Origin of the sequence: Pseudomonas sp. stari2, from assembly GCF_040760005.1 — a bacterium.
Lineage (GTDB): Bacteria > Pseudomonadota > Gammaproteobacteria > Pseudomonadales > Pseudomonadaceae > Aquipseudomonas.
Genome location: NZ_CP099760.1, coordinates 4,003,562 through 4,028,065 on the forward strand (window position 1 = coordinate 4,003,562; position 24,504 = coordinate 4,028,065).

The following is a 24,504-nucleotide window of genomic DNA, read 5'->3' on the forward strand; positions in this document are numbered from 1 at the left end:
CATTCGATGAACAAGCTGTTTGCAGGACTGGCCCTTGCCGCCGCCATGGCCGGCGCCACCTCGGCGATGGCCGCCGAGAAACCTACCGTAGTGCTGGTGCACGGTGCCTTTGCCGATTCCAGCAGCTGGAACGGTGTAGTGAAAATTCTGGAAAAGGACGGTTATCCGGTGATCGCGACGGCCAACCCGCTGCGTACGCTCAAGGGTGATGCGCAATCGGTCGCCGATGTGTTGGCTGGAATCAAGTCACCTGTGGTGCTGGTCGGTCACTCCTATGGCGGGCCGGTGATCAGTGAAGCCGCGTACGGCAACGCCAACGTCAAGGCACTGGTGTATGTCGCGGCACTGGCGCCCGAAGCAGGTGAAACCGTGGCCGGGCTGGCCGGTAAATTCCCCGGCAGCACTCTCGGCCCGACCCTCGCGCCGCCCGTTGCCCTGAAGGACGGCGGCAAGGATCTGTATATCCAGCAGGACAAGTTCCACGACCAGTTCGCCGCCGATGTACCGAACGCCGACGCGAAACTGATGGCCGCCACCCAGCGCCCGGTCACCGAGGCCGCGCTGAACGAGGCCGCCAGCGAGCCGGCGTGGAAATCGATTCCATCGTGGTTCGTATACGGCGACAAGGACAAGAACATCCCGCCGCAAGCCATGGCGTTCATGGCCGAACGGGCGCACGCCAAAAAGACCGTAGTGGTCAAGGGTGCGTCCCATGTGGTGATGGTGTCGAATCCGAAAGCCGTGGCCAGCCTGATCGAATCCGCCGCCACCGCCAAGTGACACGAAAACGCCGCGCCTGTCATTGCGACAGGTGCGGCGTTTGTGTTTTAGCGTTTTACGCCCAGATCGATTTGCGTCATTCGGCTGCGGACAGTGAACACACCGTCACCCGAAAGAATCGCGCTGCGGGCAAACAGGCGACCGCTTTCCCAGTTCGAAAGCCCCAGCTCCGGCTTGTTCAGCGCGTACTGGCCATCGACCCAACGGGTAATGCCGTTACCCACGAACGGCGCATTGACCGCGCTGTAGAAACGCTCCTGAACCGCCGCGTCTTCGCTGATCAGCGACACCGTGAATTGCGGGCTGTAGCGGTTGAAAAGCGCGATGGCCTGATCCAGATCGTCGACGATCATCAGGCTGGTTTCCGGGGTCTCTTCCCATTCCCACTCACGGCCCAGTTGCGCTTGCGGCAATGGCTCGGCCAAGGCTTCGGTCTGATAACCCTCGGCACGATAGACCTCAACCGTCGCGTTCTGCCACTCGCTCGGCAGATAACCTTCACTGCCTTCGACGATGTGCAATTTGCAGCCCTGACCGCGCGCGGTGCCGGCCTGCTGCAAGGCATCGAGGAACAACGGCACCAGCTCAGCGGCACGGTCGCGCTGGATCAAGCAGACGTTCAAGGTGTTGCAGACCTTACGATCCAGCGAATTACGCACCACGGCGGCAAAACGTTTTGCGTCTGCATCACGATCGGCAATCAGCCACGCGCCACCGGTGCCGTGCAGGCTGACGGCGGTGCCGGCCTGCTGGGCGATACTGCCCAACTGGCTGACCGCACGGCCCGAACCGCGGGCCACCGCCAGCGACAGACGCCGGTCGGCGAACATCGCCCAGCCGGCGGCGTGGTTGACGCTCTCGACCAGCGACACCGCACCCGCCGGCAGGCCGGCATCGGCCAGCGCCGGGTTCAGGGCGTGGGTGACGATGGCTTGCGCGGTGCCCAACGCATCACTGCCAATGCGCAGTACGGCGGTGTTGCCGGTGCGCAGTACGCCAGCGGCATCGGCGAAGACGTTTGGTCGACCTTCAAAGACGAACGCGACGATGCCCAGCGGCGACACCACCTGCTCGACCTTCCAGCCGTCATGCTCGACACTGCTGATCACTTTGCCACGGGTGGCCGGCGCGTCACGCCAGGCGCGCAGGCCGGCGATCATGTCGCGGCGCATGCGCTCATCGGCGAGCAAACGGGTGGTGGACCGACCGCGTGCCTTGGCCCGTTCGATGTCGGCCAGGTTGGCGGTTTCGATCAACGCCCAGGCGTCCGGATTTTCCAGGCGTTGAGCGAACAGGTCGAAGAAACGGCTGATCGCTTCATCCGGCACCGTAGACAACGCAGTAAACGCCGCCGCTGCACGTTCGATCGCCACCGAAGCGGCCTGCTGATCCACCACTGGAATCAGCAACAACTCGCCACTCACCTGCTCCACCAACAGGTGGTCGCCGGGTCGGAAACGCTCGGCCAGTTCGGGGCTGACCACGGTGACGCGGTTACCAGCGAAAGGGATAGGCGTGCCAGCGACGAGACGTTCGAGCGCGAGAGACATGAAGCAGATTCACCATATTGAGGGCGGCCGGAAAATGTATAGCTTGCCCACCCTCAAAGCAACACAGGCTCAGAACACCGACCAGCCAATCCGCGAGCTGAGCATTTCCAACGCTGCCATGCCCGCCAGCGAGTTGCCCGCCGCATTGAGTTCCGGCGACCACACGCACACCGTGAATTGCCCCGGCACTACCGCAACGATGCCGCCACCGACACCGCTCTTGCCCGGCAAACCGACGCGGTAAGCGAAGTTGCCGGCCTCGTCGTACAGGCCGCTGGTGGCCATGATCGAGTTGACTTGCTGGGTCTGGCGGCGGGTGAGGATCTGTTCGCCGCTGTGTTTGCAATAGCCGTCGTTGGCCAGGAAGCAGAACGCCCGGGCCAGGTCGATGCAGCTCATACGCAACGCGCAGTGACTGAAGTAGCTGCGCAGCACCGCTTCAACGTCGTTGTGGAAATTGCCGAAAGATTGCATCAGGTAGGCCATCGCCGCGTTGCGTGCGCGGTGCTGGTATTCGGAATCGGCGACCTTGCCGTCGACCATCACCTGGGGATTGCCCGACAGCCGTCGCACGAAATCACGCATCGACAAGGCCGGCGCCGCGAAGCGCGACTGGTTGATGTCGCAGATCACCAGTGCCCCGGCATTGATGAACGGATTGCGCGGGCGACCGCGTTCGAACTCCAGCTGCACCAGCGAGTTGAACGGCTGGCCGGACGGCTCGTGGCCCAGGCGTTCCCAGATCGCCTCGCCGGAGTGTTCGATGGCCTGCACCAGGCTGAACACCTTGGAAATACTCTGCACCGAGAACAGCGTCTCGGCATCGCCGGCGCAATACATCTCGCCGTCGTTGCCGTACACCGCAATGCCCAGTTGATCGGGCGGCACGGTGCCGAGGGCGGGAATGTAGTCAGCCACTTTGCCCTGCCCGATCAGGGGCCGGACAGCGTCAAGGATCTCGTTCAACAGCGCTTGCATGCCGGGTCTCGAAGTCTCGCCCCATGGGATTGCGGGGACACCGTGGCTAGACGCTGCGCCCGCCGGCCGAATCACACCGCGTTCGTGTATCGCACTGTATACGACGCGGCGACAGACACACCACGAGCACAAATCCCCCCATTCGCGACACATCACCGATACAGCCCGACGTTCAAATGAACCTGTCGATCGGCAACCCCGATCAATCCTTTGAACTCACTTATCGCATCGGAGAATCACCATGACCAAACTCTCGAAAACCTCCCTGACGCTCGGCCTGCTGCTTGCCGGTGGCCTGGCCCTGTCCAACGCGGCGTCGGCTTCCGAGGCGTTCAGCGTCAAGCAACTGGATCACGGCTACAGCCAGGCCCAGGCCGACACCCCGGAAAAAACCTCGGAAGGCAAATGCGGCGAAGGCAAGTGCGGTTCCGGCGAATAACCCTCTCCACGGGGCACGCCGGTGTCCCGTTTTCCCTTGATTGAACGGAGCCATCCCATGACCACTGCTCTCTCGACGGCCGTCAAAGGCCTGCACCTGAATCTCGACCGTGCCGGCCAGTGGCTGGCGCCGTTAACCCTGCGCCTGTTCATCGCCTGGGAGTTTTTTGAATCGGGATTGGAGAAATTCAACGGCCAGAACTGGTTCGAAGACATTCAGGACCGCTTCCCGTTTCCCTTCGATCACTTGCCGGCGACGCTGAACTGGGAGCTGTCGATGTGGGCCGAGCTGATCTGCGCACTGGCGATCCTGATCGGACTCGGCACACGGATCTCGGCGATTTCGTTGATTGTCGTGACCGTGGTCGCGACCGCCGCAGTGCACTGGCCGGCAGACTGGTCGTCGTTGAGCGAACTGGCCCAGGGTTATGCGATCACCAATAAAGGCTTCGGCAACTTCAAGCTGCCGGCGATTTACCTGGCTGCGCTGGTGCCGCTGGTGTTTGCCGGGGCCGGCAAGTTGAGCGTGGATGCGTGGCTGGCGCGTTTTTTCTGGAAACACGCCAGCCGTTGAGGATCAATGCGCCCGGTCAAGGCCCGCGAGCAACGCGCTGTCACGGCTGTAGATGTCCGGCGCATAAAGTACGCGGCCCTGCCCGTCGACTTGTGCCGTCCAGTAAGTCATGAGGATCGGCACCGGGTTGCTCAGGCGAAACTCATGGGTGGTGCCGGTGGCGAGCAAGGTGTCGGTGCGGGCTATTTCCGCCGGACTGAGCAGGAAGTCGCGCAGCTTCATCGGGTGCTCGACCCGCACACAACCGGAACTGAACGCCCGCGGCCCCTTGTCGAACAGCGCCTTACTCGGCGTGTCGTGCAGGTACACCGAGAACGGGTTCGGGAAGCGGATGACCATTTGCCCCAGCGGATTGCGCGGCCCGGCATCCTGACGCAGAAGGATGTTGCCGGGGTTGTCCCAGTCGATGTCGGCGGCGGCCAGTGGCTGGCCGTTGGCGTCGAGTACTTGCAGGTTCTGACGGCTGAGGAAGGTCTGGTCCTTGCGGATTTCCGGCAGCTTGTCTTCTTTCCAGATGGTCGGTGGCACGGTCCAGGTCGGGTTCAGGGTCAGGCGCGTGACCCGGGATTTGAGCAGCGGCGTCTGGCGCTCGGCGCGACCGACCTGAGTACGGGTCTGCCACACCGGCTGACCGCCCTGGTACAGGGTCAGCTCGGCGGCGGCAACGTTGACCAGCAAACCATCGGGCTCCATGTCCTGGGCCAGCCAGCGGAAACGCTCAAGGTTGACCCGCAGTTGCTCGCGACGGGTCAGCGGGCTGATGTTCATCTCGGCGATCGTCCCCGGCCCGACCACACCGTCGGCCTGCAACGAATGGTTGGCCTGGAAGCTTTTCACGGCTTCGACCAAAACACCGTGATAAGCGTTGTCCGGCGTGCCGACCACACTGCTCAGATAACCTTCGCTGTACAGCCGCCGCGCCAGCTCCGGCACGCGTTTGTCTTCCATGTCCGGGCGCAGCAACGGCCCGTTGCCCACCGATTGCCAGTGCGGCAAGGCCTGCAGACGTTGTGCGGCATAGAGATGACGCAGGTTCTGGTATTGCGCCAGGCGCGGGCGCGCCAGATCGAAGGCGGCAGCAACGTCATGCATGCCCGGCACGGCGATGGCGAGCAGCTCCGCCTGACGATCGCGGGGCGTATCGTCGGAATGCCACAACGGTTCGAAATGCGACTGCAGCAGACGACCGTAATGCAGATCTTGCAAGGCTTGCAGGTAATTGCGACTGATGTCGATGTCGGCGCACAGTTCGCCATCCTGCGGGGCCGTGTCGGCGACCGGATAGCGTTTCGGATTGAGGCCATCGTCGGCCAGCAGCTGCAATTGCGCGTGCAAAGCCGGCAATTGCCCCGCCGCTGCCCACACCGGCATCCAGTCCTGCTGCCGGTAGAACGCCTGCAACTGTTCCAGGGCCGGGCCACTGAGACGGGCGGCAATCGCCGGGCAAGCCTGCGGTAGACCGATAAGCACGGCCTGCAACGGACTTTGCGGCTCCACGGGCACCTCCGCCGCCAGTGTCGGGAGCGCCGGCAACGGCTCTTCGGCACAAACGACAAACGGCGCAGCGAGCAGACAAATGCTCAAGTAGCATGCGTACTTTTTGAACAACTGCTTTACTCCAATCCATGGCCGTCTTGATTGACGGTCAACCTTACATCAGGTGCGGTGATACAGTCAGGTCCGATTCGCGGGCCTGCCGGGGACGACTGGACGTCAGGAGCCAAAGTGCCAAACAAGTAGCCAGTGAGGATTCACTTTAAATGTTGACGTTTTTGCGCCGACTTCTGCTGACTGCCACTGCCATCGGGCTGGTGACCAGTCAGGTTTTTGCCGCCGGCACCTCGCAGCCGGTTCTCTACAACAGCCTCGCCCACGCCGCTCCGGAACTCAATCCCCAGGCGCTGAAAGGTGCCTTGAACGCCATGCAATGCGCAATCAACAACGGCGCGAAGCAGTCCCGTCACCTGGCGATCATCGATTATTCGCAACCGTCTACCGAGCGACGCCTGTGGATCTTCGACCTGACGAAGAAAAAACTGATCCTGCGCGACCTGGTCGCCCACGGCTCGAAATCCGGGGACAACTTCGCCACCCGGTTCTCTAACCGCGAAGGCAGTTTTCAGTCCAGCCTTGGACTGTTTCGCACCCAGGAAAGTTACGAAGGCACTCACGGTTATTCGTTGCGCATGGACGGTCTGGAACCGGGCGTCAATGACATGGCCCGTGACCGCGCCATTGTGATCCACGCCGCCGACTACGTGAATCTGTTCTGGAGCAAACGTACGGGCCGGCTGGGCCGCAGCCAGGGTTGCCCGGCGGTGCGGCCGCAAGTCGCCAGACGCGTAATCGACAGCCTGAAGGACGGCCAGTACATGTTTTCCTGGTACCCGGACCAGCACTGGCTGAAGTCCTCGCCGTACCTCAACTGCCAGCCACAACAGATTGCGAGCATTCTCAGTACCCACGGCAGTTGAAAACAGCCGCTGTCAAAACAATCCCCTGCTCTCACAGGGGATTTGTGTTTTCAGGGTTTCATTACAACTTTGTCATTGAGTTGTCGGTTTGCCGAGCGGATCGCTCGGTAGCCTGAAGTTGTTCCGGCACCACTGCCGATCCACTTCACCGACCCGAGTGACTCATCATGAAAACCCTGATCCTTGCCTTCACCGCCCTCCTCTCCACCGGCACCGTGTTCGCCGCCGAAATGCCGGACAACACGGTCATTCACGACACCAACGGCTTCTATGTGCACCTGGATGTCGACAAAGTCCTTTCCAGCACCGATATTTCCCAGGCCTGCGGCGTCATTCCCGCACGACTCAACTACCTCGACCACCAGGGCCGCGAACATGTGCTGGACTATCAAGTGCAAGGCAGCGGCTGCACCAACGACCATTGAGGCACAGTGCCCATGAATATCCTTGTTGTCGAAGACGAACCCAAGGCCGGCAATTACTTGCTCAACGGCTTGCAGGAACTGGGTTACAACGTGAGCCTGGCACGGGACGGCGCGGACGGTCTGCACCTGGCGCTGGAGCACGACTTCGACGTGATCGTGCTGGATGTGATGATGCCGAAAATGGATGGCTGGGAGGTTCTGCGCCGGCTGCGCAAGGAAGCCGACACGCCGGTGCTGTTCCTCACCGCCCGCGACGACATCGCGGATCGGGTCAAAGGCCTGGAGCTGGGCGCCGACGACTACCTGATCAAGCCGTTTTCCTTCGCCGAGTTGGTGGCGCGCCTGCGCACTCTGACCCGGCGCGGGCCGATCCATGAAGAAGAACAGTTGCAGGTGGCCGATCTGCAGATCGATGTGCTCAAGCGCCGGGTCACCCGCGCCGGCAGCCGGGTCACCCTGACCAACAAGGAATTTGCCTTGCTGCAACTGTTCGCCACCCACACCGGGCAGGTGCTATCGCGTTCACTGATCGCCTCGCAGGTGTGGGACATGAATTTCGACAGCGACACCAATGTGGTCGATGTCGCCGTGCGCCGCCTGCGGGCGAAGATCGACGATCCGTTCCCGCTCAAGCTGATCCACAGCGTGCGCGGTATCGGCTACCGCTTCGATACCCAGCCATGAAAGTCACCGGCACTTACTCCCTGACCTTGCGTCTGGCGCTGGTATTCGCGGTGCTCGCCTTTGCTGCACTGGCAGGCCTGGGCGCGGCGCTTTACAACCAGCTGGAGGAGCAACTGACCCGCCGCGATGACATCCAGTTGGTCAGCCGCATCGATCAGTTGCGCACCATCCTCAACGACAGCAACACCCTGGAGCTGATCAAGAACAAACCGGCGCTGTTCCAGAACATGCTGGGCAATCGCGAAGCGCTGTTGACCATCGGTGCGCCGGGGCAACCGCCCTTGTTCGTGGTCAACCCCAGCGAACTGGCACTACCGAGTGTGCCCGCCGTGCCGGTCGACCATGTAATGGCACTGAACGACGTGCAGCATCTGCCGAGCATCAACGGCGTGCCGTTCTCGGCGGTGGCGGCCAGTATCGATTCCGGCGACCAAGGCAATCTGCAGGTGCTGATCGGCAAGGTGATGAGCGAACGCACGGCGATGCTCACCAATTACCGGCTTAGCGTGTATGGCCTGGCGTCACTGGCGGCGATTGTCCTGGCGCTGGTCGGCTGCCTGCTGGTGTATCGCGGCTTGCTGCCGCTGCGGCGGATTGCCCGGCATGCCCACGGGATCGGTATCGCCAACCTCGGCGAACGTCTCGATCGCCACGGCACGCCTCGGGAATTGCAGCCGATGATCGAAGCCTTTAATGCGATGCTGGACCGGCTCGATCGAGGGGTTGCGCAACTCAGTCAGGTTTCCACCGACATGGCCCACGAACTGCGCACGCCGATCAACAACCTGCTCGGAGAAACCCAGGTCGCCCTGCAACAGCACCGCAGCGTCGACGCCTATCAACAGCTGCTCGCCTCCAACGTCGAAGAACTCGAACGGCTGGCGCGGATGCTCGACAACATGCTGTTTCTCGCCCGCACCGACCCGGCCAGTGCCTTGAGCCAGCGTCAGGAACTGGACGCCCGCGACGAGATGCAACGCATCGCCGATTATTTCGAAGGCCTGGCTGCCGATGTCGGCGTCACCATCGAGGCCCGTGGCAGCGGCGTGATCTGGGCTGAGCCGATGCTGCTGCGTCGGGCCCTGGCCAATCTGTGCGCCAACGCGATCAAGTACGGCGCAGCGGATTCGACGATGCAGGTTGAGGCCATTGCCAAACCGGATGGCAGTTACCTGCGGGTGCGTAATCACGGGGAGACCATTCCCCCGGAGCATCTGTCACGGCTGTTCGAACGTTTCTACCGCGCCGACCCGTCCCGCGAACGTTCGGCCCAGTCCAACGGACTGGGCCTGTCGATCGTGGCGACCATCATGCAATTGCATCAGGGCCGCTACAGCGTCAGCAGCGTTGACGGCATCACCTGCTTTGAGCTGTTCTTTCCTGCACGGGAGACGCGAGACGCAAGTGTGTGAAGGCACCGAGCGCAAACGCCGCGAACATTAGCGCCGTAGCAACGCCGAAGGTCATGTGCAATCCGCCGGCGATAACCGCCGCTGACGCCTGAGTCGGGTCGTCCGTGGCCATGGCAAACACTGCACCCATCGCCGCTGCCCCGGTGATCAACCCCAGATTGCGTGACAACCCGAGCATGGCCGAGACCACCCCGCGCTGATCCTGCCCGACACCCGCCATCAGCCCGGTATTGTTGGCGGCCTGGAACAGCGCATAACTCAATGCAACCACTGTTATCGGCAACACATAGGCAAGCAGTCCGAGGCTCACCGGCAACAGCGCCAGCAAAGCGCAACCGCAGGCCAGTCCGAGCAACGCACCCGGCACCATCCGCCGCGCACCGAAACGATCCACCAGACGCCCCGCCGGTACGCCGCTGAATGCTGCCAACAACGGCCCGATCGACAACACCAGTCCGACCTGAGTGCTGGAAAGACCCAAGCCTCGGCTCAGGTAAAACGGCCCGACCACCAGCGTGGTCATCATCACCGTTGTGACCAGCAAGGTCAGCGCCAAACTGCTGCTGATTCGCGTGTCGGCAAACAATGACAAGTGAATCAGCGGCGCCTTGCTCTTCCTCTCGACCAGGATGAACAACCCCACGCCCAACAGACTGATCAGCAACAACGTCTGGGTGAACCCTTCGATCGTCATCGCCAGCGCATAGGCCGCCAGCGTCAGCATCAGCACCGCGGTGCCAGGATAATCAAACGCAACAGGCGAGCGTGCGGTTCGATCCTTCGACAGATAGCGATACACCAGCCATGCATTGAGCAGCCCCAACGGCACGTTGATCACAAAAATCGACTCCCAGCCGACATGCGCCATCAACAGTCCACCGAGCGAAGGCCCGAGGGTCGTGCCGGTGGCCGACATCGTGGCCAGCAACCCCATCGCGCTGCCGGCCCGGGATTTGGGCACCGCATCGGCAACCAGTGCCACGGTCAACGCAAACATGATCGCCGCGCCCAGGCCTTGCACCGCTCGCGCTCCGATCAGCCAGGCAAGGCTCGGCGCCAGTGCACAAGCCAGCGATGCGGTGGTAAAAATACCGATACCGATCAACAGCAAGCGCCGCCGACCGAAGCCGTCACCCAGCCGCCCGACGCTGACAATCAGCGTGGTGATAGCCAGCAGGTAGGCCAGGACGATCCACTGCACTTGTTGAAACGTCGCATCGAATGCTGCCGCCAGGGTCGGCAGTCCGGCGTTGGCGATGCTGGTGTCCAGCGACGGCATCAGCATCGACAGCGCCAGACTGGTCAGCGCCCAGCGGGCTGAAGGGCTCAGGGGTTCTCGGTGCATGGGGGGCTCACAGGGCAGAAGTCATGGGACATAGCCTGAGCCTCGACAACACAAGGCGCAAGACGCATGCTTTGCACTTGATACCTGCATGGAACGCCATGTCATGAATGCGCCGGACCTGAACCTGTTGATCACCCTCGACGTGCTGCTGAGCGAAGGCAGCGTCGCTCGCGCCGCTCAGCGTCTGCGTCTGAGCCCGTCAGCCATGAGCCGGTCGCTGGCCCGTCTGCGCGAAACCACCGGGGATCCGCTGCTGGTGCGCGCCGGTCGCGGACTGGTGCCGACCCCACGGGCGCTGGAACTGCGCGACCGGGTCAGTTATCTGGTGCAGGAAGCCGAGGCGGTTTTGCGCCCGGCAGAAGTGCTCGATCCCGGCCAATTGCGGCGCACGTTCACCCTGCGCAACACCGACGGTTTTGTCGAAACCTTTGCCGCCGCGCTGCTCGCCCGCATCGCCGAAGAGGCGCCCGACGTGCGCCTGCGCTTTGTACAAAAGGCCGACAAGGACAGCACGCTGCTGCGCGAAGGTCGGGTGGATCTGGAAACCGGCGTGGTCGACGACAGCACCGACCCGACGCTGCACAGCCGCATCCTGTTCCGCGATCAGTGGATCGGTGTGGTGCGTGAGGGGCATCCATTGAGCAGCGGCAAGGTCAGCGCCAAACGCTTCGCTTCGGGCCAGCACATTCTGGTGTCACGTCGCGGGCGCAGCAGCGGTCCGGTGGACGAAGCGCTGCTCGCCTTCGGCCTGACACGGGACATCGTCACTTCGTTCGGCGGGTTTTCCGCGGCGCTGACGCTGGTCCGAGAATCCGACCTGATCGCCACCGTCCCGGAACGTCACACCAGCAAACTGCGAACGGGTCTGCACAGTTTCGCCCTGCCATTCCGGATGCCGGACATCAGCGTGTCGATGCTCTGGCATCCGCGCATGGACGCCGACCCGGCGCACCGCTGGCTGCGCAATTGTGTGCGGGAAGTCTGCGCCTAGCGCGCCTCCCCGTCCTTGGGTTTATAAAACAGGAATTTCCCGGTCTCGGCGGTCTTGGTGTACTTCTTCGCCCAGCTCGGGTCGACGTTGTGATCGTGGAAGTACAAAGCGCCGTGGGTGCGATCGGGGAGCTGACGGTTCAGGGCCTTGCCGGCGATTTCCTTGGCCAGCGCATATTCGGCGTCTTCCTTGACCTGATCGGACTTGCCGTCGCACCACCAGGAAAACTGGCAGCTCTTGGTTTCCGAGCCCTGCTTGACCACCTCGCACACAGTGCCCGGAAAACCGTCGTGACCGAGGCGGTTCATCACCACGCTGGCCACGGCCTCCATTTCCGCCGTGTCCTTGCCCTTGGCTTCCCAATAGATACTGCGAGCCAGACAGGTGATGGGATCGTCCAGCGGCGCGGTGCCGGCCGGGTCGACGGCTTGCACCTCTTTCGGGGTGATGGCTTCGGACTTCGGCGCAGGAGGCGCGTCGGGTTTGTCGGCAGCCTTCTCTTCCAGTACCTCGGCTTTCGCTTCGGCCTTTTCCTTGATCGGTGCCTGATCCGTCGCCAGCACCGCGCCGCTCAGCAGGGTCAACACAAGACAACAGATCAGCCCGTGCAATTTCATGATCGATTCTTCCGGCAGCGCCCGTCGCGGGCAAAGTGTTACGTGGCTGAGACGCCCGGTTTCCGGGGATTTCGCAGAGTGTAGACGGCAGAATTCGGCGCAACGTTCCGTGCTGAAAACCACACAATGAAGAAAAAAGACATTGCACGACCCCGGGGCGTTTCGCGCATCATGGACGCACTCAGCCCAAGGGAGATTTCCATGCGCTTCATGCCATCCGTTCTGCGATTCGCCGCGTTGTCCACGGGCCTGGCGCTGGCCGCTTCGGCCATGGCCAGCGACGAGTCGCAATTGATCGAGTCGATCAACAGCTACCGCAGCCAGCCGCAGCGCTGCGGCACGCAGGCGTCCAGTGAATTGCCGCCGCTGTCGGCCGACCCGCGCCTGCATCTGCCGGCCAGTGGTGTCGTCGATCTGCAACAGGCCATGGCCAGCGCCAGTTACCCGATGGTCAATGTACAGGCGATCACCCTCAACGGCCCTCGGGATGCGGCTGCGGCGATGAAGGCGATTCAGGAGAGTTTCTGTCAGGTGGTGCTGGACCCGCAGTTCGTCGATATCGGCGTCAGCCGCGCCGACCGTGACTGGCGCATCACGCTGGCGCGACCGCTGCTGTCGGCACGCCTGGGCGACGGACAAGCCGAAGGCCAGAAATTGCTGACGCAACTCAACGCCGCCCGCAGCCAGCCGCGCCAGTGCGGCGGCCAGTCGTTCTCCGCGGCGGCGCCACTGGCGTGGAACGCAGTGCTCGGCGGTGTCGCCCAGGATCACAGCCGCGAGATGGCCAACAACAACTATTTCGACCACAAGGACCGCAACGGCGGCACCCCCGGCGACCGCGCCGAACTGGCCGGCTACAGCGGCCAGCAGGTCGGCGAGAACATTGCTGCCGGGCAGGACACCGTGCAGAAAGTGGTTGCCGGCTGGCTCGCCAGCCCCGGCCATTGCGCCAACCTGATGAACCCGCAGTACCGCGAACTGGGCGCGGCCTATGCAGTCGATCCGAAGAGCAGCGCCGGCATCTACTGGACCGCGATGTTTGGCGGGGAATAATTCTCAAGGCACCCTCCCATCAGAAGGATGCAAAAAACCGGAGCCAGGCTCCGGTTTTTTATGGGTCAGTGGGTCCTCATCCCCGCCGCATACATCGCCAGTTTCAGCAGACTCGCCACCACCGCCAGCGAAAGCACGCTGCCGGACCAGATCAGTAGTAGCCAGCCGAGTCGTTTGTACCAGCGACTTTTCAATTCACGCATCTCAATGGTAGCCATCGCCGATCCTCACTTTGCCGCGGAACACGTAGTAGTTCCAGAAGGTGTACATCAGGATCACCGGCAGGATGAACAGCGCGCCGATCAGGGCGAACAACTGGCTGGTAGCCGGTGATGCCGCCGCCCACAGGCTGACCGACGGCGGAATGATGTTCGGCCAGATGCTCAGCGCCAGCCCGATATAACCCAGGAACATCAGCACCAGGGTGAACACGAACGGCCAGTGGGTGTGTCGCTGACGCAACGAGCGCAACAACCCGAACAGCGCCACTGCCGCCAGTACCACCAGCCCGGCGAACACGGTCAGGTGCGCATGGTTGAACCAGCGGGTGGCCAGTTCCGGATGCAGTTGCAGCGTCCACACGCCGATCACTACCACCATCACCAGCAACAGCCAGGCCAGCGGACGGCTGTAGTGACGCATCCGCGACTCGAGCATGCCTTCGGTTTTCACCAGCAGCCAAGTGCTGCCCAGCAAGGCGTAAGCGATCACCAGACCGACGCCGCAGACCAGCGGGAACGGTGCCAGCCAGTCGAGACCGCCACCGGCAAACTGCCGATCCACCACCGGAATCCCGGCCACATACGCGCCGATCACCACGCCCTGGGAGAACGTCGCCAGCAGCGAGCCGCCAATGAACGCCCAGTCCCACAGATGACGTTTTTCAGCCGGCGCCTTGAAACGAAACTCGAACGCCACACCACGGAAAATCAGCCCCGCGAGCATGAAGATCAGCGGCAGATACAACGCCTCCAGAATCACTCCGTAAGCCAGCGGAAACGCGCCGTACAGCGCCGCGCCGCCTAGCACCAACCAGGTTTCGTTGCCGTCCCAAACGGGTGCGACGGTGTTCATCATCACGTCGCGTTCCTGCTCGTCGCTGATCATCGGGAACAGGATCCCGAGGCCCAGATCGAAGCCGTCCATGATCACGTACATCATCACCCCGAAGGCAATGATCACGCCCCAGATCAACGAGAGATCGATACCTTGAATACCCATGACTCAACGCTCCTTTATCAGTGGATCCGGGTCGCGGATTCGAGGTTGTCGGTAACCGCCGAGAGTGGCCGGCGCGGGGTCTGTATCTGGGTGCCTCCAGGCGGGTGTTCGTGGTGTGGCTGCGGGCCTTTGCTCACCAGTTTCATCATGTAGCCGATGCCAACGGTGAACACCGAGCAGTAGATGACAACGAACAGCGCCAGCGAAGTGCTCATCTGCGCCACCGAGTGATGGGACGCGGCGTCATGGGTACGCATCAGGCCGTACACCACCCACGGCTGACGCCCGACTTCGGTGGTGATCCAACCCGCCAGCAACGCGACCAGACCGCTCGGCCCCATCAACAGCACCAGACGCTGGAAGCCACGATGACGGTAGACCTTGCCATTGCGCCGCAGCGCCAACCCCAGAATGCCGACCAGAATCATCAACATGCCGAGCCCGGCCATCACGCGGAAGCTCCAGAAAATCACGGTCGAGTTCGGCCGGTCTTCTTTCGGGAAGCTTTTGAGCGCCGGAATCTGCTTGTCGAGGCTGTGGGTGAGGATCAGGCTGCCGAGGTACGGAATCTCGATGGCGTATTTGGTTTTCTCCGCCTGCATGTCCGGGATGCCGAACAGCACCAGCGGGGTCGGTCCGTTGTCGGCGTTTTCCCAGTGGCCTTCGATGGCGGCGATTTTTGCCGGTTGATGCTCCAGGGTGTTCAAGCCATGGGCGTCACCGACCACCGCTTGAATCGGCGCGACGATCAGCGCCATCCACAGCGCCATGGAAAACATCTTGCGCACCGGTTGGGTGTCATTGCCGCGCAGCAAATGCCAAGCCGCCGAAGCGCCGACGAAGAACGCCGTGGCGACGAACGCGGCAATCGCCATGTGCGCCAGACGGAACGGGAATGACGGGTTGAAAACAATGGCCAGCCAATCCAGCGGCATCACCCGGCCGTCGACGATTTCGAAGCCTTGCGGGGTCTGCATCCAGCTGTTGGAGGCGAGAATCCAGAAGGTCGAGATCAGCGTACCGATGGCGACCATCACCGTGGCAAAGAAGTGCAAGCCACGGCCCACGCGATTCCAGCCAAACAGCATCACCCCAAGGAACCCCGCCTCAAGGAAGAACGCGGTCAGCACTTCATAGGTCAGCAACGGCCCGGTGATGCTGCCGGCGAAGTCGGAAAACCCGCTCCAGTTGGTGCCGAACTGGTACGCCATGACCAGACCCGACACCACGCCCATGCCGAAGTTGACGGCGAAGATCTTCGACCAGAAATGGTAGAGATCGCGGTAAGTGTCGTTGTGGGTTTTCAGCCACAGGCCTTCGAGCACCGCGAGAAAACTCGCAAGACCAATGGTGATCGCCGGGAAAATGATGTGGAACGAAACCGTGAACGCGAATTGAATTCGCGCCAGGTCCAGTGCCTCCAGGTTGAACATGATGATGTCCTCATCAAGGCTGAAAAAGCGGCAACACACGGCCGGGCCACCGCCAGGCGCGAACGCCTGCAGCCAGTCAATGCAAAAGGGTTGGATCGCGTGGGTCGGCTACGCGACCGACGACGGGATCAGGTTGCTCGCCTCGGCGGCTTCGAGACGGATCGCCACGAATTTGGAGGTCGGTGTATAGGTGCGATCACCGTAGCTTTCCAGCGGCACCAGCGGGTTGGTTTCCGGGTAGTACGCGGCAGCCTGACCCGCTGGAATGTCATAGGCGATCAATGTGAAACCGCTGACCCGACGCTCACGTTCGTCGCCCCACAGCGCCACCAGATCGACCTTCTGCCCCGGTTCGAAACCGAGCCGGCGGATGTCCTGCTCGTTGGCGAACACCACGTCGCGCATGCCGTAGACCCCGCGATAACGGTCGTCGAGGCCGTACAGCGTGGTGTTGTACTGATCGTGGGACCGCATGGTTTGCAGAATCAGATGCGGTTTGACCGGCAGGTTGCGCACGCCTTCGCTGATCAGATGTTCCGGCAGCACGCACGGGGTGAACTGGGCTTTACCGGATTCGGTGTTCCAGACACGCTCGGAGGCGTCGTTGCCGAGGTGGAACCCCCCGGGGATCAGCAGCTTCTCGTTGAAATTCTCGAAGCCCGGTATCACGTCGGCAATCAGGTTGCGGATGCGCCCGTAGTCGCCCACCGCCCACTCCCAGTCGATCGGGTGTTTGCCCAGGGTCGCAGCGGCGATCCCGGCAATGATCGCCGGCTCGGACTTCAGATGGGCCGACTTCGGTTTCAACTGGCCGAACGACAAATGCACCATGCTGAAGGTATCTTCCACGGTCACGCCTTGCGGGCCTTCGGCCTGTACGTCGATGTCGGTGCGGCCCAGGCACGGCAAGATCAGCGCGTCGCGCCCGGTCACCAGATGGCTGCGATTGAGTTTGGTCGAGATGTGCACGGTCAGGTCGAGTTTGCGCATCGCCGCGTGGGTGCGCGGAGTGTCCGGCGTGGCTTGAGCAAAGTTGCCGCCCAACCCGATAAACACCTTGGCTTCGCCACGTTCCATAGCGCCGATTGCCATTACCGTGTTGTGGCCATGCATGCGCGGGACCTTGAAGTTGAAGCGCTTTTCCAGGGCGTCCATCAGCGCTTTCGGCGCCAGTTCGTTGATGCCCATCGTGCGGTCGCCCTGCACGTTGCTGTGGCCACGCACCGGTGACAGCCCGGCACCCGGACGGCCAACGTTGCCGCGCAGCAGTTGCAGGTTGATGACTTCCTGCAGGGTCGGCACCGAGTGCACGTGCTGGGTCAGGCCCATGGCCCAGCACATGATCACGCTCTTGGCGCGGGCATACATGCGCGCGGCCAGTTCGATGTCATGCAACGGCACGCCGGACTGCTCGACGATGTGCTCCCAACTTGTGGCATCGACTTCGGCCAGATAGCTGTCGAGACCCGACGTGTGTTCGGCAATGAATGCGTGATCGAACACCGGTTCGCCGCCGGTGGCCTGGGCTTCACGCTCCCACTCCAGCAGGAACTTGGCCATGCCGCGAATCATCGCCATGTCACCGCCCAAGGCTGGACGGAAGTACGCAGTATTGGTCGCTTCCCAGCCGTTACTCAGCATCTCGATCGGGTTTTGCGGGTTCTGGAAACGCTCCAGCCCACGCTCCTTGAGCGGGTTGATGCACACCACTTGCGCGCCGCGCTTCACCGCTTCACGCAGCGGTTCGAGCATGCGCGGGTGGTTGGTGCCGGGGTTCTGACCGATGACGAAAATCGCGTCGGCGTGGTGCAAGTCTTCATAGACCACCGTGCCTTTGCCGACACCGAGGCTCTCGCCCATGCTCACCGCACTGGCTTCGTGGCACATGTTCGAGCAGTCAGGGAAGTTGTTGGTGCCGTAGGCGCGGACGAACAACTGATAGAGAAACGCCGCTTCGTTGCTGGCACGACCCGAGGTGTAGAACTCGGCCTCGTGGGGGGATTTCAGGCCTTTGAGATGCTTGGCGATCAGTGCGAACGCCTCATCCCAAGTGGTTTCGACATAGCGATCGACCCGGGCGTCGTAACGCATCGGATGGGTGATCCGGCCCTGATATTCAAGCCAGTAATCGCTTTGCTCGGCCAGCGTCGACACCGTGTACTTGTTGAAGAACGCCGGATCGACCAGGCGGCCGGTGGCTTCCCAGTTCACCGCTTTGGCGCCGTTCTCGCAGAACTTCAGCATGCTCGCGCCGGGTGCTTCACCCCAGGCGCAACCGGGGCAGTCGAAGCCGCCGTTCTGGTTGGTCTTGAGCATGGCGCGGATGTTTTTCAGGGCGTTTTCACTGCCCAGCCAGTTCTTGGTGAGGCTGATCACAGCGCCCCAACCCGCAGCGGCGCCCTTGTAGGGTTTGTAACGGTCGACTTGTGACATGGGACTTCTCCATGACGATGCACACAGGCAAAAACCTGATCGGATTTAAACAGCGACGACTGACTTTCAAGTTCAAAAGCCGTCGTTTCGTTTGACGGGGCCAAGGATATGAACCGCTGCAAAAACTTGTCTAATCGCTATTAATGACTGCGTTATCGAAAGCGTCTATCACGGCTTTAAAACCTTTAAATCCAGGCACTTGCAAAACTAAGAAGCGCAAGAACCCGAATAATTATTTCATCATCGACAGCATCAATCGGCCGGTCATTAATAGTGATTGGACGCTGTCATAAGTTGCTCATAACCTGCGCCGACCCCATCCCTTCAATAGCGGATTTCACCCAAGCGAGGCTGTCATGTCAGAGCGCGTCTTGATCGATGGTTACAACCGCCGCGTCGACTACCTGCGCATGTCGGTCACCGACCGCTGCGACTTTCGCTGCGTGTATTGCATGGCCGAAGACATGCAGTTCCTGCCGCGCCAACGGGTGCTGACGCTGGAGGAGATCTATCAACTGGCGCAGAGCTTCGTTGCGCTGGGCACCCGCAAGATCCGCCTGACCGGGGGCGAGCCGTTGATTCGTCCCGGCGTCGTCGGGTTGTGCAAGCAAATTGCTGCCCTGCCCGGCCTGCGCGAACTGTGCCTGACCACCAACGGCTCGCAGCTCGGCAAACTCGCCGGCCCGCTGTTCGACGCCGGGGTCAAACGCCTCAACGTCAGTCTCGACAGCCTCGATGCCGAACGCTTCAAGCAGATGACCCGCACCGGCGACCTGGCACAAGTGATCAACGGCATCGATGCCGCCCGCGAGGCCGGATTTACCCACACTAAACTCAACTGCGTGGTGATGCAGGGCCGCAACGATCACGAGATCAACGACCTGGTGCAGTTCGCCATCGAGCGGGATCTGGACATTTCCTTTATCGAGGAAATGCCGCTGGGCATCATCAGCGAACACAGCCGCGCCGAGTCGTTTTTCTCAAGCACTCAGGTGCGCGAGCGGATCGCCGAGCGCTACACGCTGATCGACTCTGCCGAGTCGACCCAGGGCCCGTCGCGCTACTGGCGGCTGGCAGAAGCGCCGCACATTCGGCTGGGGTTCATCTCGCCCCACAGCCATAACTTCTGCGGTACCTGCAACCGGGTGCGGCTGACGGTCGAGGGGCGTTTGCTAATGTGTCTGGGTAACGAACATTCTATGGATCTGAAAGCGGTACTGCGTGCCCACCCCGGCCAACCGGAGCGACTGGAGAAAGCGATCATCGACGCGATGAAGCTCAAGCCTTACCGGCACAACTTTGAAGTGAACGACGACGTGCAAGTGGTGCGTTTCATGAACATGACCGGCGGCTGAACCGCCACGTTTTCAAGGCAAAAAAAGCATGATCATCCGGCCCAAGATCAATCAGTTCGCCGTCCTGTTTACCCTCAAGGGTTCGATTGCCAAGCGCATCGCCCTGCGCACCCTGATGGTCACGCTGCTGGCGTCGGCCATCGTGCTGGTGGAAATGCTCCACCCGAGCAACTTCACCAAGGTCAACGCCACGCCGTTCACCTTGCTTGGCCTGTCGCTGTCGATCTTCATGAACTTTCGCAACAACGCCTGTTACGACCGCTGGTACGAAGCGCGCAAGGCCTGGGGCGAAGTGATCGTGCATGTGCGCTCGGTAATTCGCGAAACCCATGTGATCCGCGAATCGGCACAGCGTCGCCTGTTGCTGCTCAACCTGTGCGGTTTTGCTCACGCGCTGAATGCGCGACTGCGCCGGGAAGACGAAGCCGCCGCCAGCGCCGAGTGGACCACCCCGCGACACGACGCACAGGTGCCGGACTACAGCGGGCGCATCCTGCAAACCGTCGGCCAGCAATGTTCCGATCTGCATGAAGCGGGCGATCTCAGCGAATGGCGCTACATGCTGCTGGCCAACCACCTGACCAGCCTGACCCAGGCACAAGCAGTGTGCGAGCGGATCAAGAACACCCCCCTGCCCTTCCCTTACACCCTGCTGCTGCACCGCACGATTTACCTGTTCTGTATCCTGCTGCCGTTCGCCATGGCCGAACCGCTGGGCTGGCTGACGCCGCTGTTCACGGCGATTGTCAGCTACACCTTCTTCGGCCTGGATGCGATTGCCGATGAGCTGGAAGACCCGTTCGGCCGGGATGAAAACGATTTGCCGACCGATGCGCTGGTGCGGGGTATCGAGCGGGATATTCTGGCGGAGCTGGGGACTGAGCCTTTGCCACCGGCGCTGAAACCGGTGGACTACGTCCTCAGTTAATCGACTGCCTTCCCCTTTGGGGAAGGAAAGTCATCAATCCAGATGCGCCCAGGTCATGCGAAACGAAGCGCCGCCCCACGGTGAATCGCCGACCTCGACCTGCCCACCATGGGACTGCGACACCCGCCGCACCAGCGCCAGACCGAGGCCGAAGCCGCCCGTGCGGCGGTCGCGGCTGGCGTCCAGGCGCGAGAACGGTTCGAAGATTTTTTCCCGTCCTTCCAGCGGCACGCCCGGCCCGTCGTCGTTGACCTGCACTTCGTACTGATCGCCGATGCGCACCAGCGACACCTCGACCCGCTGTTCAGCATAACGAATGGCGTTGCGCAGCAGATTGATCACCGCCCGCGCCATGAAGCGAGGCTCGATCCGCACCTCTTCGACCCGGCATTCGCCTATCAACAGTTGCACCCCGGCCGCCTCGGCTTCCAGGGCCACACTGCCCACCACACTGTCGAGCCAGTTGGCGGCCTGAATGTTTTCGCGAGTGATGACCGTCGCGCCGCGCTCAAGGCTGGCGTAAGTCAGCAGTTCGGAGACCATTTCTTCCAGTTCGCCAAGGTCGGCGTACATGTCGGCGATCAGTTCGCGGTTCTGGCTGGCGTCCGGCTGTTGCTTGAGCTGGTCGAGTTCGAACGACAACCGGGCAATCGGCGTGCGCAGTTCATGAGACACGGCGTTGGTCAGTTCACGCTGATTGGCGATCAGGCCTTCGATGCGCGCCGCCATCAGGTTGAAGTGGCCGGCCAGGTCGCGGATGTTCGAACGTTTGGACAGCTGGATCCGTACCGAGAGGTCGTTGTCGCCGAAGCGCTCGGCGGCCAGTCGCAGTTTTTCCAGATCGCGCCAGTGCGGACGGACCCAGAAGTACAGGACGATGCCGAGCAGCACCGCCAGCATCAGATAGGCCGCAGCGATGTAGAACGGCATCAGGCTCGGCTCGGGCGGCAACTTGATGCTGAGCAGTTGCGAACCACCGTCGATGTTGCTGATGAACTGGGTGTAGTCGTGACGGATCACCAGCAGGCCCTGGGCCAGTTCGGCTTTTTCCTCATCGTTGAGGTTCAGTTGATCGGCCTCGACCAGACTCAGCGTCAACCCGTAGTGCGGGCGCAGCGCCTCCAGTTGCGCCTCGCGCGCCGCACCTTGCTGGTCACGCATGTGCTCGATCAGCGACCAGGCCTGGCCCCGCACCGCCTCGCGGTTGTAGGCCTGCATCTGGTTGTCGAGCAACGCGTTGAAGGTGTGTTCGACGGTTTGCAGTGCCGCCACCAGCCCGACTGTCATCACCAGAAACAGCCCCAGAAATAACCGCAGCATCTACAACTCCCACGCGAACGGATTGAACAGATAGCCCTTGCCCCACACGGTCTTGATGCACACCGGTTCGCGGGGATTGTCCTTGAGTTTGTTGCGCAACTTGCTGATGTACACGTCGACGCTGCGATTGAGACCGTCGAAAGCGATGCCGCGCATGCGGTTGAGAATGTCATCGCGCGACAGGATATTGCCGGCGGCGCTGGCCAGCAGCCACAGCAATTCGAATTCCATGGTGGTCAGCTCGATCAGTTCGCCCGCCAGACGCACTTCGCGGCAACTGCGATCGATGATCAGATTGCCGAACTCCAGAGAGCTGACCACGCCACTGTCCGGCACCTGCCGGCGTTGCAGGGCACGCAGTCGCGCCAGCAGCACCGGCGGCTTGATCGGTTTGATCACGTAATCGTCGGCCCCGGACTCCAGGCCCAGAATATGGTCGAGGTCGTCTTCCTTGGCCGTCAGGATGACAATCGGCGTGTCCGACACGCTGCGGACTTCCCGGCATACATGCAGGCCGCTTTGCCCCGGCAACATCAGGTCGAGCACCACGACTTTGGGCTTGAATTCGAGAAACGCGGCCACGGCCAGATCGCCCCGATGCACAGTGCGTACCTCGTAGCCATGTTGTTCGAGAAAGTGTGCGATCAGCGCGGCCAGGCGCTCATCGTCTTCCACCAGCAGGACTCTGCCAAAACCCAGGTTATCCATAACAACCGTCGCCAACCCTCAGTGAAGTGGGCGCCATTATGGCGGCATTCGCGGGCGAGACGTTTGTCGCGGGCAGCAAAAACCGGCCACTTGGGCCGGTTTTCGTTGATGTTTCATACTCTTAAGAGTTTTTAACAATTCATGCCGCGACAGGCACGCCGCTGTGGAAACGGAATTCCTCGTCCGGCGATTCGATCAGGTCCTGCTCGGCGGCGCGGACTCTCTCGATCACCTGGGCAATGTCCTTGGCGTCGCCGTACTGATAGGCGAGTTTCAGGTAACCCTGGAAATGCCGGGCCTCGCTTTTCAGCAGGCCGAAATAGAACTTACCGAGTTCTTCGTCCAGATGCGGCACCAGTGCTTCGAAACGTTCACAACTGCGGGCTTCGATGAAGGCGCCGACCACCAGGGTATCGACCAGTTTTACCGGTTCGTGGCTGCGCACCACTTTGCGCAGGCTCGAGGCATAACGGCCGGCGTGGAGCTGGCGCAGTTCGATCTTGCGCCGTTTCATGATGCGCATGACCTGTTCGTGGTGCACCAGTTCTTCCCGGGCCAGACGCGACATCATGTTGATCAGATCGACATGGGAATGGTACTTGGCGATCAGGCTCAACGCGGTGCTGGCGGCCTTGAACTCGCAGTTCTTGTGGTCGATCAGCAGGGTTTCCTGATCGGCCAGCGCGGCCTGCACCCAGGCGTCTGGCGTGCGGCAGCCAAGGAATTCGTGGATTTCGGGAAGGATCATGGGGCTCACGGTCAAAGGTGTTCGAGCGAAGGGCGCCGATTATACCGGCCTGCCCGCAGACCACCAGCGCCAGCCCTTGATATGCATCAAGTCGCGGACGGATGCGCAGCAACTATAGTTGTGCAACGCCGTGCCTTTTCATTGCTGGAGACTCACTCATGCAAGCCATTCGCAGCATTCTGGTGGTCATCGAACCCGAACACGCGGAAAGTCTGGCGCTCAAGCGCGCCAAGCTGATCGCCGGGGTGACCCAGGCCCATTTGCACCTGCTGGTCTGCGACAAGAAGCACGATCACGCCGGTATGCTCAGCGTGCTCAAGGCCGCGCTTTTGGCGGACGGCTATAGCGTCACCACTGAACAGGCGTGGAACGAGAGCCTGCACGAAACCATCATCGACGTGCAGCAGGCCGAAGGCTGCGGGCTGGTGATCAAGCAGCATTTCCCCGACAGTTCGCTGAAAAAGGCCCTGCTGACCCCGGCGGACTGGAAACTGCTGCGCCACTGCCCGACCCCGGTGCTGCTGGTGAAAACCTCCGCCTCCTGGAAGGACCGAGTGATTCTGGCCGCTGTCGATGTGGGTAATGCCGATGGCGAACACCGCCACCTGCACACCACCATCATCGACCACGGCTATGACATCGCCAGTCTGGCCAAAGGGCATCTGCACGTGATTACCGCCCATCCGTCACCGATGCTCTCGGCGGCGGATCCGACCTTCCAGCTCAAGGAAACCATCGAGGCACGCTATCGCGAGCAATGCCGGGCATTCCAGGCTGAATTCGATGTCGATGACGAGCATTTGCATGTCGAGGAAGGCCCGGCGGACGTGCTGATTCCGTTCATGGCGCACAAGCTGCAGGCCGCCGTGACGGTGATTGGCACCGTGGCGCGAACCGGGCTTTCAGGGGCATTGATCGGCAATACCGCCGAAGTAGTGCTGGATGCGCTGGAAAGTGATGTGCTGGTGCTCAAGCCGCAGGAGGTTGAAGACCATTTGGTGGAATTGGCGGTGAAGCATTAAGCATCGCGGGTCATC

Annotated in this window: 24 protein-coding genes; 12 read left to right on the plus strand and 12 right to left on the minus strand. The window is 61.8% G+C overall.

Annotated elements, in window-relative coordinates; translation table 11 throughout:
- Positions 1 to 6: 6 nt before the first annotated feature.
- On the plus strand, positions 7 to 780 hold the full coding sequence (locus NH234_RS18180) for an alpha/beta fold hydrolase (protein ID WP_367253707.1): 774 nt from the start codon (positions 7 to 9) through the stop codon (positions 778 to 780).
- A gap of 47 nt (positions 781 to 827) precedes the next feature.
- Here the strand turns inward: NH234_RS18180 and NH234_RS18185 are convergent, their stop codons facing one another.
- Both NH234_RS18185 and glsB read right to left on the minus strand, forming a co-directional pair.
- Complete coding sequence (locus tag NH234_RS18185) at positions 828 to 2,330, minus strand: aldehyde dehydrogenase family protein (protein WP_085731997.1); 1,503 nt, start codon at positions 2,328 to 2,330, stop codon at positions 828 to 830.
- Positions 2,331 to 2,399: 69 nt separating this feature from the next.
- Complete coding sequence (gene glsB, locus NH234_RS18190; RefSeq protein ID WP_085711458.1) at positions 2,400 to 3,308, minus strand: glutaminase B; 909 nt, start codon at positions 3,306 to 3,308, stop codon at positions 2,400 to 2,402.
- Positions 3,309 to 3,549: 241 nt separating this feature from the next.
- Between glsB and NH234_RS18195 the strand changes: the two genes are divergently transcribed.
- Positions 3,550 to 3,747 carry a hypothetical protein gene (locus tag NH234_RS18195; protein WP_367253709.1) on the plus strand — a complete coding sequence of 66 codons (198 nt, stop codon included), beginning with the start codon at positions 3,550 to 3,552 and terminating at the stop codon, positions 3,745 to 3,747.
- A gap of 57 nt (positions 3,748 to 3,804) precedes the next feature.
- Positions 3,805 to 4,320, plus strand: a complete 516-nt coding sequence (locus NH234_RS18200; RefSeq protein WP_085731999.1) for a DoxX family protein — start codon at positions 3,805 to 3,807, stop codon at positions 4,318 to 4,320.
- Positions 4,321 to 4,323: 3 nt separating this feature from the next.
- On the opposite strand, the gene NH234_RS18205 is transcribed toward NH234_RS18200, so the two are convergent.
- Complete coding sequence (locus tag NH234_RS18205) at positions 4,324 to 5,928, minus strand: murein L,D-transpeptidase (RefSeq protein WP_367253711.1); 1,605 nt, start codon at positions 5,926 to 5,928, stop codon at positions 4,324 to 4,326.
- A gap of 152 nt (positions 5,929 to 6,080) precedes the next feature.
- Here NH234_RS18205 and NH234_RS18210 point away from each other — a divergent pair, with 152 nt between their 5' ends.
- The 4 genes from NH234_RS18210 (at position 6,081) to NH234_RS18225 (ending at position 9,315) form a co-directional block, all read left to right on the plus strand.
- The gene (locus tag NH234_RS18210; protein ID WP_085732001.1) at positions 6,081 to 6,794 is read left to right on the plus strand and encodes a murein L,D-transpeptidase catalytic domain family protein; all 714 of its coding nucleotides are present in this window, start codon (positions 6,081 to 6,083) and stop codon (positions 6,792 to 6,794) included.
- Positions 6,795 to 6,961: 167 nt separating this feature from the next.
- Positions 6,962 to 7,219, plus strand: coding sequence for a DUF2790 domain-containing protein (locus NH234_RS18215; protein WP_367253713.1), 258 nt, complete (start codon positions 6,962 to 6,964; stop codon positions 7,217 to 7,219).
- Positions 7,220 to 7,231: 12 nt separating this feature from the next.
- Positions 7,232 to 7,903 (plus strand): heavy metal response regulator transcription factor, encoded by a 672-nt coding sequence (locus tag NH234_RS18220; protein WP_367253714.1) that lies wholly within the window; start codon positions 7,232 to 7,234, stop codon positions 7,901 to 7,903.
- On the plus strand, positions 7,900 to 9,315 hold the full coding sequence (locus tag NH234_RS18225; RefSeq protein WP_367253716.1) for a heavy metal sensor histidine kinase: 1,416 nt from the start codon (positions 7,900 to 7,902) through the stop codon (positions 9,313 to 9,315). The genes NH234_RS18220 and NH234_RS18225 overlap by 4 nt, the downstream gene beginning before the upstream one ends.
- Here the strand turns inward: NH234_RS18225 and NH234_RS18230 are convergent.
- Positions 9,260 to 10,660, minus strand: coding sequence for an MFS transporter (locus NH234_RS18230; RefSeq protein WP_367253718.1), 1,401 nt, complete (start codon positions 10,658 to 10,660; stop codon positions 9,260 to 9,262). The two genes, NH234_RS18225 and NH234_RS18230, sit on opposite strands and share 56 nt — an antisense overlap.
- Positions 10,661 to 10,763: 103 nt before the next feature.
- Between NH234_RS18230 and NH234_RS18235 the strand changes: the two genes are divergently transcribed.
- Positions 10,764 to 11,651 carry a LysR family transcriptional regulator gene (locus tag NH234_RS18235; RefSeq protein WP_085732006.1) on the plus strand — a complete coding sequence of 296 codons (888 nt, stop codon included), beginning with the start codon at positions 10,764 to 10,766 and terminating at the stop codon, positions 11,649 to 11,651.
- Here NH234_RS18235 and NH234_RS18240 read toward each other — a convergent pair.
- Positions 11,648 to 12,268 (minus strand): cell wall hydrolase, encoded by a 621-nt coding sequence (locus tag NH234_RS18240; protein WP_085732007.1) that lies wholly within the window; start codon positions 12,266 to 12,268, stop codon positions 11,648 to 11,650. The genes NH234_RS18235 and NH234_RS18240 overlap by 4 nt on opposite strands.
- Positions 12,269 to 12,469: 201 nt before the next feature.
- On the opposite strand from NH234_RS18240, the gene NH234_RS18245 reads away from it, so the two are divergent.
- Entirely contained in the window at positions 12,470 to 13,321 is an 852-nt protein-coding gene (locus tag NH234_RS18245; protein ID WP_119427316.1) for a CAP domain-containing protein, read from the plus strand.
- Between the two features lie 65 nt (positions 13,322 to 13,386).
- On the opposite strand, the gene NH234_RS18250 is transcribed toward NH234_RS18245, so the two are convergent.
- The 4 genes from NH234_RS18250 to NH234_RS18265 all read right to left on the minus strand — a co-directional run bounded on the left by NH234_RS18250 (position 13,387) and on the right by NH234_RS18265 (position 18,408).
- Positions 13,387 to 13,539 (minus strand): DUF2474 domain-containing protein, encoded by a 153-nt coding sequence (locus NH234_RS18250; protein ID WP_085732009.1) that lies wholly within the window; start codon positions 13,537 to 13,539, stop codon positions 13,387 to 13,389.
- Complete coding sequence (cydB, locus tag NH234_RS18255; RefSeq protein ID WP_367253720.1) at positions 13,526 to 14,542, minus strand: cytochrome d ubiquinol oxidase subunit II; 1,017 nt, start codon at positions 14,540 to 14,542, stop codon at positions 13,526 to 13,528. The genes NH234_RS18250 and cydB overlap by 14 nt, the downstream gene beginning before the upstream one ends.
- Before the next feature lie 17 nt (positions 14,543 to 14,559).
- Positions 14,560 to 15,975 (minus strand): cytochrome ubiquinol oxidase subunit I, encoded by a 1,416-nt coding sequence (locus tag NH234_RS18260; protein WP_367253722.1) that lies wholly within the window; start codon positions 15,973 to 15,975, stop codon positions 14,560 to 14,562.
- Between the two features lie 108 nt (positions 15,976 to 16,083).
- The gene (locus NH234_RS18265) at positions 16,084 to 18,408 is read right to left on the minus strand and encodes an FdhF/YdeP family oxidoreductase (RefSeq protein ID WP_085732011.1); all 2,325 of its coding nucleotides are present in this window, start codon (positions 18,406 to 18,408) and stop codon (positions 16,084 to 16,086) included.
- Between the two features lie 356 nt (positions 18,409 to 18,764).
- On the opposite strand from NH234_RS18265, the gene moaA reads away from it, so the two are divergent.
- Together moaA and NH234_RS18275 are read left to right on the plus strand one after the other, a co-directional pair.
- Complete coding sequence (moaA, locus tag NH234_RS18270) at positions 18,765 to 19,763, plus strand: GTP 3',8-cyclase MoaA (protein WP_085732012.1); 999 nt, start codon at positions 18,765 to 18,767, stop codon at positions 19,761 to 19,763.
- 28 nt (positions 19,764 to 19,791) lie between these two features.
- Positions 19,792 to 20,691, plus strand: coding sequence for a bestrophin family protein (locus NH234_RS18275; RefSeq protein WP_085732013.1), 900 nt, complete (start codon positions 19,792 to 19,794; stop codon positions 20,689 to 20,691).
- A 33-nt stretch (positions 20,692 to 20,724) separates the two neighbouring features.
- Here the strand turns inward: NH234_RS18275 and NH234_RS18280 are convergent, their stop codons facing one another.
- The 3 genes from NH234_RS18280 to NH234_RS18290 all read right to left on the minus strand — a co-directional run bounded on the left by NH234_RS18280 (position 20,725) and on the right by NH234_RS18290 (position 23,467).
- On the minus strand, positions 20,725 to 22,011 hold the full coding sequence (locus tag NH234_RS18280) for an ATP-binding protein (RefSeq protein WP_085732014.1): 1,287 nt from the start codon (positions 22,009 to 22,011) through the stop codon (positions 20,725 to 20,727).
- The gene (locus NH234_RS18285; RefSeq protein WP_085732015.1) at positions 22,012 to 22,719 is read right to left on the minus strand and encodes a winged helix-turn-helix domain-containing protein; all 708 of its coding nucleotides are present in this window, start codon (positions 22,717 to 22,719) and stop codon (positions 22,012 to 22,014) included.
- A 139-nt stretch (positions 22,720 to 22,858) separates the two neighbouring features.
- Entirely contained in the window at positions 22,859 to 23,467 is a 609-nt protein-coding gene (locus NH234_RS18290; protein ID WP_011334764.1) for a tRNA isopentenyl-2-thiomethyl-A-37 hydroxylase MiaE, read from the minus strand.
- 158 nt (positions 23,468 to 23,625) lie between these two features.
- Between NH234_RS18290 and NH234_RS18295 the strand changes: the two genes are divergently transcribed.
- Positions 23,626 to 24,489: a universal stress protein gene (locus NH234_RS18295; RefSeq protein ID WP_085711476.1), complete on the plus strand. Its 864-nt coding sequence runs from the start codon at positions 23,626 to 23,628 to the stop codon at positions 24,487 to 24,489.
- Positions 24,490 to 24,504 lie beyond the last annotated feature (15 nt).

What these genes read in the sequence shown, in the direction of transcription:
- NH234_RS18180 (WP_367253707.1), top strand. Translation starts at nt 7, where the DNA reads ATGAACAAGCTGTTTGCAGGACTGGCCCTTGCCGCCGCCATGGCCGGC.
- NH234_RS18185 (WP_085731997.1), bottom strand. Translation starts at nt 2,330, where the DNA reads ATGTCTCTCGCGCTCGAACGTCTCGTCGCTGGCACGCCTATCCCTTTC.
- glsB (WP_085711458.1), bottom strand. Translation starts at nt 3,308, where the DNA reads ATGCAAGCGCTGTTGAACGAGATCCTTGACGCTGTCCGGCCCCTGATC.
- NH234_RS18195 (WP_367253709.1), top strand. Translation starts at nt 3,550, where the DNA reads ATGACCAAACTCTCGAAAACCTCCCTGACGCTCGGCCTGCTGCTTGCC.
- NH234_RS18200 (WP_085731999.1), top strand. Translation starts at nt 3,805, where the DNA reads ATGACCACTGCTCTCTCGACGGCCGTCAAAGGCCTGCACCTGAATCTC.
- NH234_RS18210 (WP_085732001.1), top strand. Translation starts at nt 6,081, where the DNA reads ATGTTGACGTTTTTGCGCCGACTTCTGCTGACTGCCACTGCCATCGGG.
- NH234_RS18215 (WP_367253713.1), top strand. Translation starts at nt 6,962, where the DNA reads ATGAAAACCCTGATCCTTGCCTTCACCGCCCTCCTCTCCACCGGCACC.
- NH234_RS18220 (WP_367253714.1), top strand. Translation starts at nt 7,232, where the DNA reads ATGAATATCCTTGTTGTCGAAGACGAACCCAAGGCCGGCAATTACTTG.
- NH234_RS18225 (WP_367253716.1), top strand. Translation starts at nt 7,900, where the DNA reads ATGAAAGTCACCGGCACTTACTCCCTGACCTTGCGTCTGGCGCTGGTA.
- NH234_RS18230 (WP_367253718.1), bottom strand. Translation starts at nt 10,660, where the DNA reads ATGCACCGAGAACCCCTGAGCCCTTCAGCCCGCTGGGCGCTGACCAGT.
- NH234_RS18235 (WP_085732006.1), top strand. Translation starts at nt 10,764, where the DNA reads ATGAATGCGCCGGACCTGAACCTGTTGATCACCCTCGACGTGCTGCTG.
- NH234_RS18240 (WP_085732007.1), bottom strand. Translation starts at nt 12,268, where the DNA reads ATGAAATTGCACGGGCTGATCTGTTGTCTTGTGTTGACCCTGCTGAGC.
- NH234_RS18245 (WP_119427316.1), top strand. Translation starts at nt 12,470, where the DNA reads ATGCGCTTCATGCCATCCGTTCTGCGATTCGCCGCGTTGTCCACGGGC.
- NH234_RS18250 (WP_085732009.1), bottom strand. Translation starts at nt 13,539, where the DNA reads ATGGCTACCATTGAGATGCGTGAATTGAAAAGTCGCTGGTACAAACGA.
- cydB (WP_367253720.1), bottom strand. Translation starts at nt 14,542, where the DNA reads ATGGGTATTCAAGGTATCGATCTCTCGTTGATCTGGGGCGTGATCATT.
- NH234_RS18260 (WP_367253722.1), bottom strand. Translation starts at nt 15,975, where the DNA reads ATGTTCAACCTGGAGGCACTGGACCTGGCGCGAATTCAATTCGCGTTC.
- NH234_RS18265 (WP_085732011.1), bottom strand. Translation starts at nt 18,408, where the DNA reads ATGTCACAAGTCGACCGTTACAAACCCTACAAGGGCGCCGCTGCGGGT.
- moaA (WP_085732012.1), top strand. Translation starts at nt 18,765, where the DNA reads ATGTCAGAGCGCGTCTTGATCGATGGTTACAACCGCCGCGTCGACTAC.
- NH234_RS18275 (WP_085732013.1), top strand. Translation starts at nt 19,792, where the DNA reads ATGATCATCCGGCCCAAGATCAATCAGTTCGCCGTCCTGTTTACCCTC.
- NH234_RS18280 (WP_085732014.1), bottom strand. Translation starts at nt 22,011, where the DNA reads ATGCTGCGGTTATTTCTGGGGCTGTTTCTGGTGATGACAGTCGGGCTG.
- NH234_RS18285 (WP_085732015.1), bottom strand. Translation starts at nt 22,719, where the DNA reads ATGGATAACCTGGGTTTTGGCAGAGTCCTGCTGGTGGAAGACGATGAG.
- NH234_RS18290 (WP_011334764.1), bottom strand. Translation starts at nt 23,467, where the DNA reads ATGATCCTTCCCGAAATCCACGAATTCCTTGGCTGCCGCACGCCAGAC.
- NH234_RS18295 (WP_085711476.1), top strand. Translation starts at nt 23,626, where the DNA reads ATGCAAGCCATTCGCAGCATTCTGGTGGTCATCGAACCCGAACACGCG.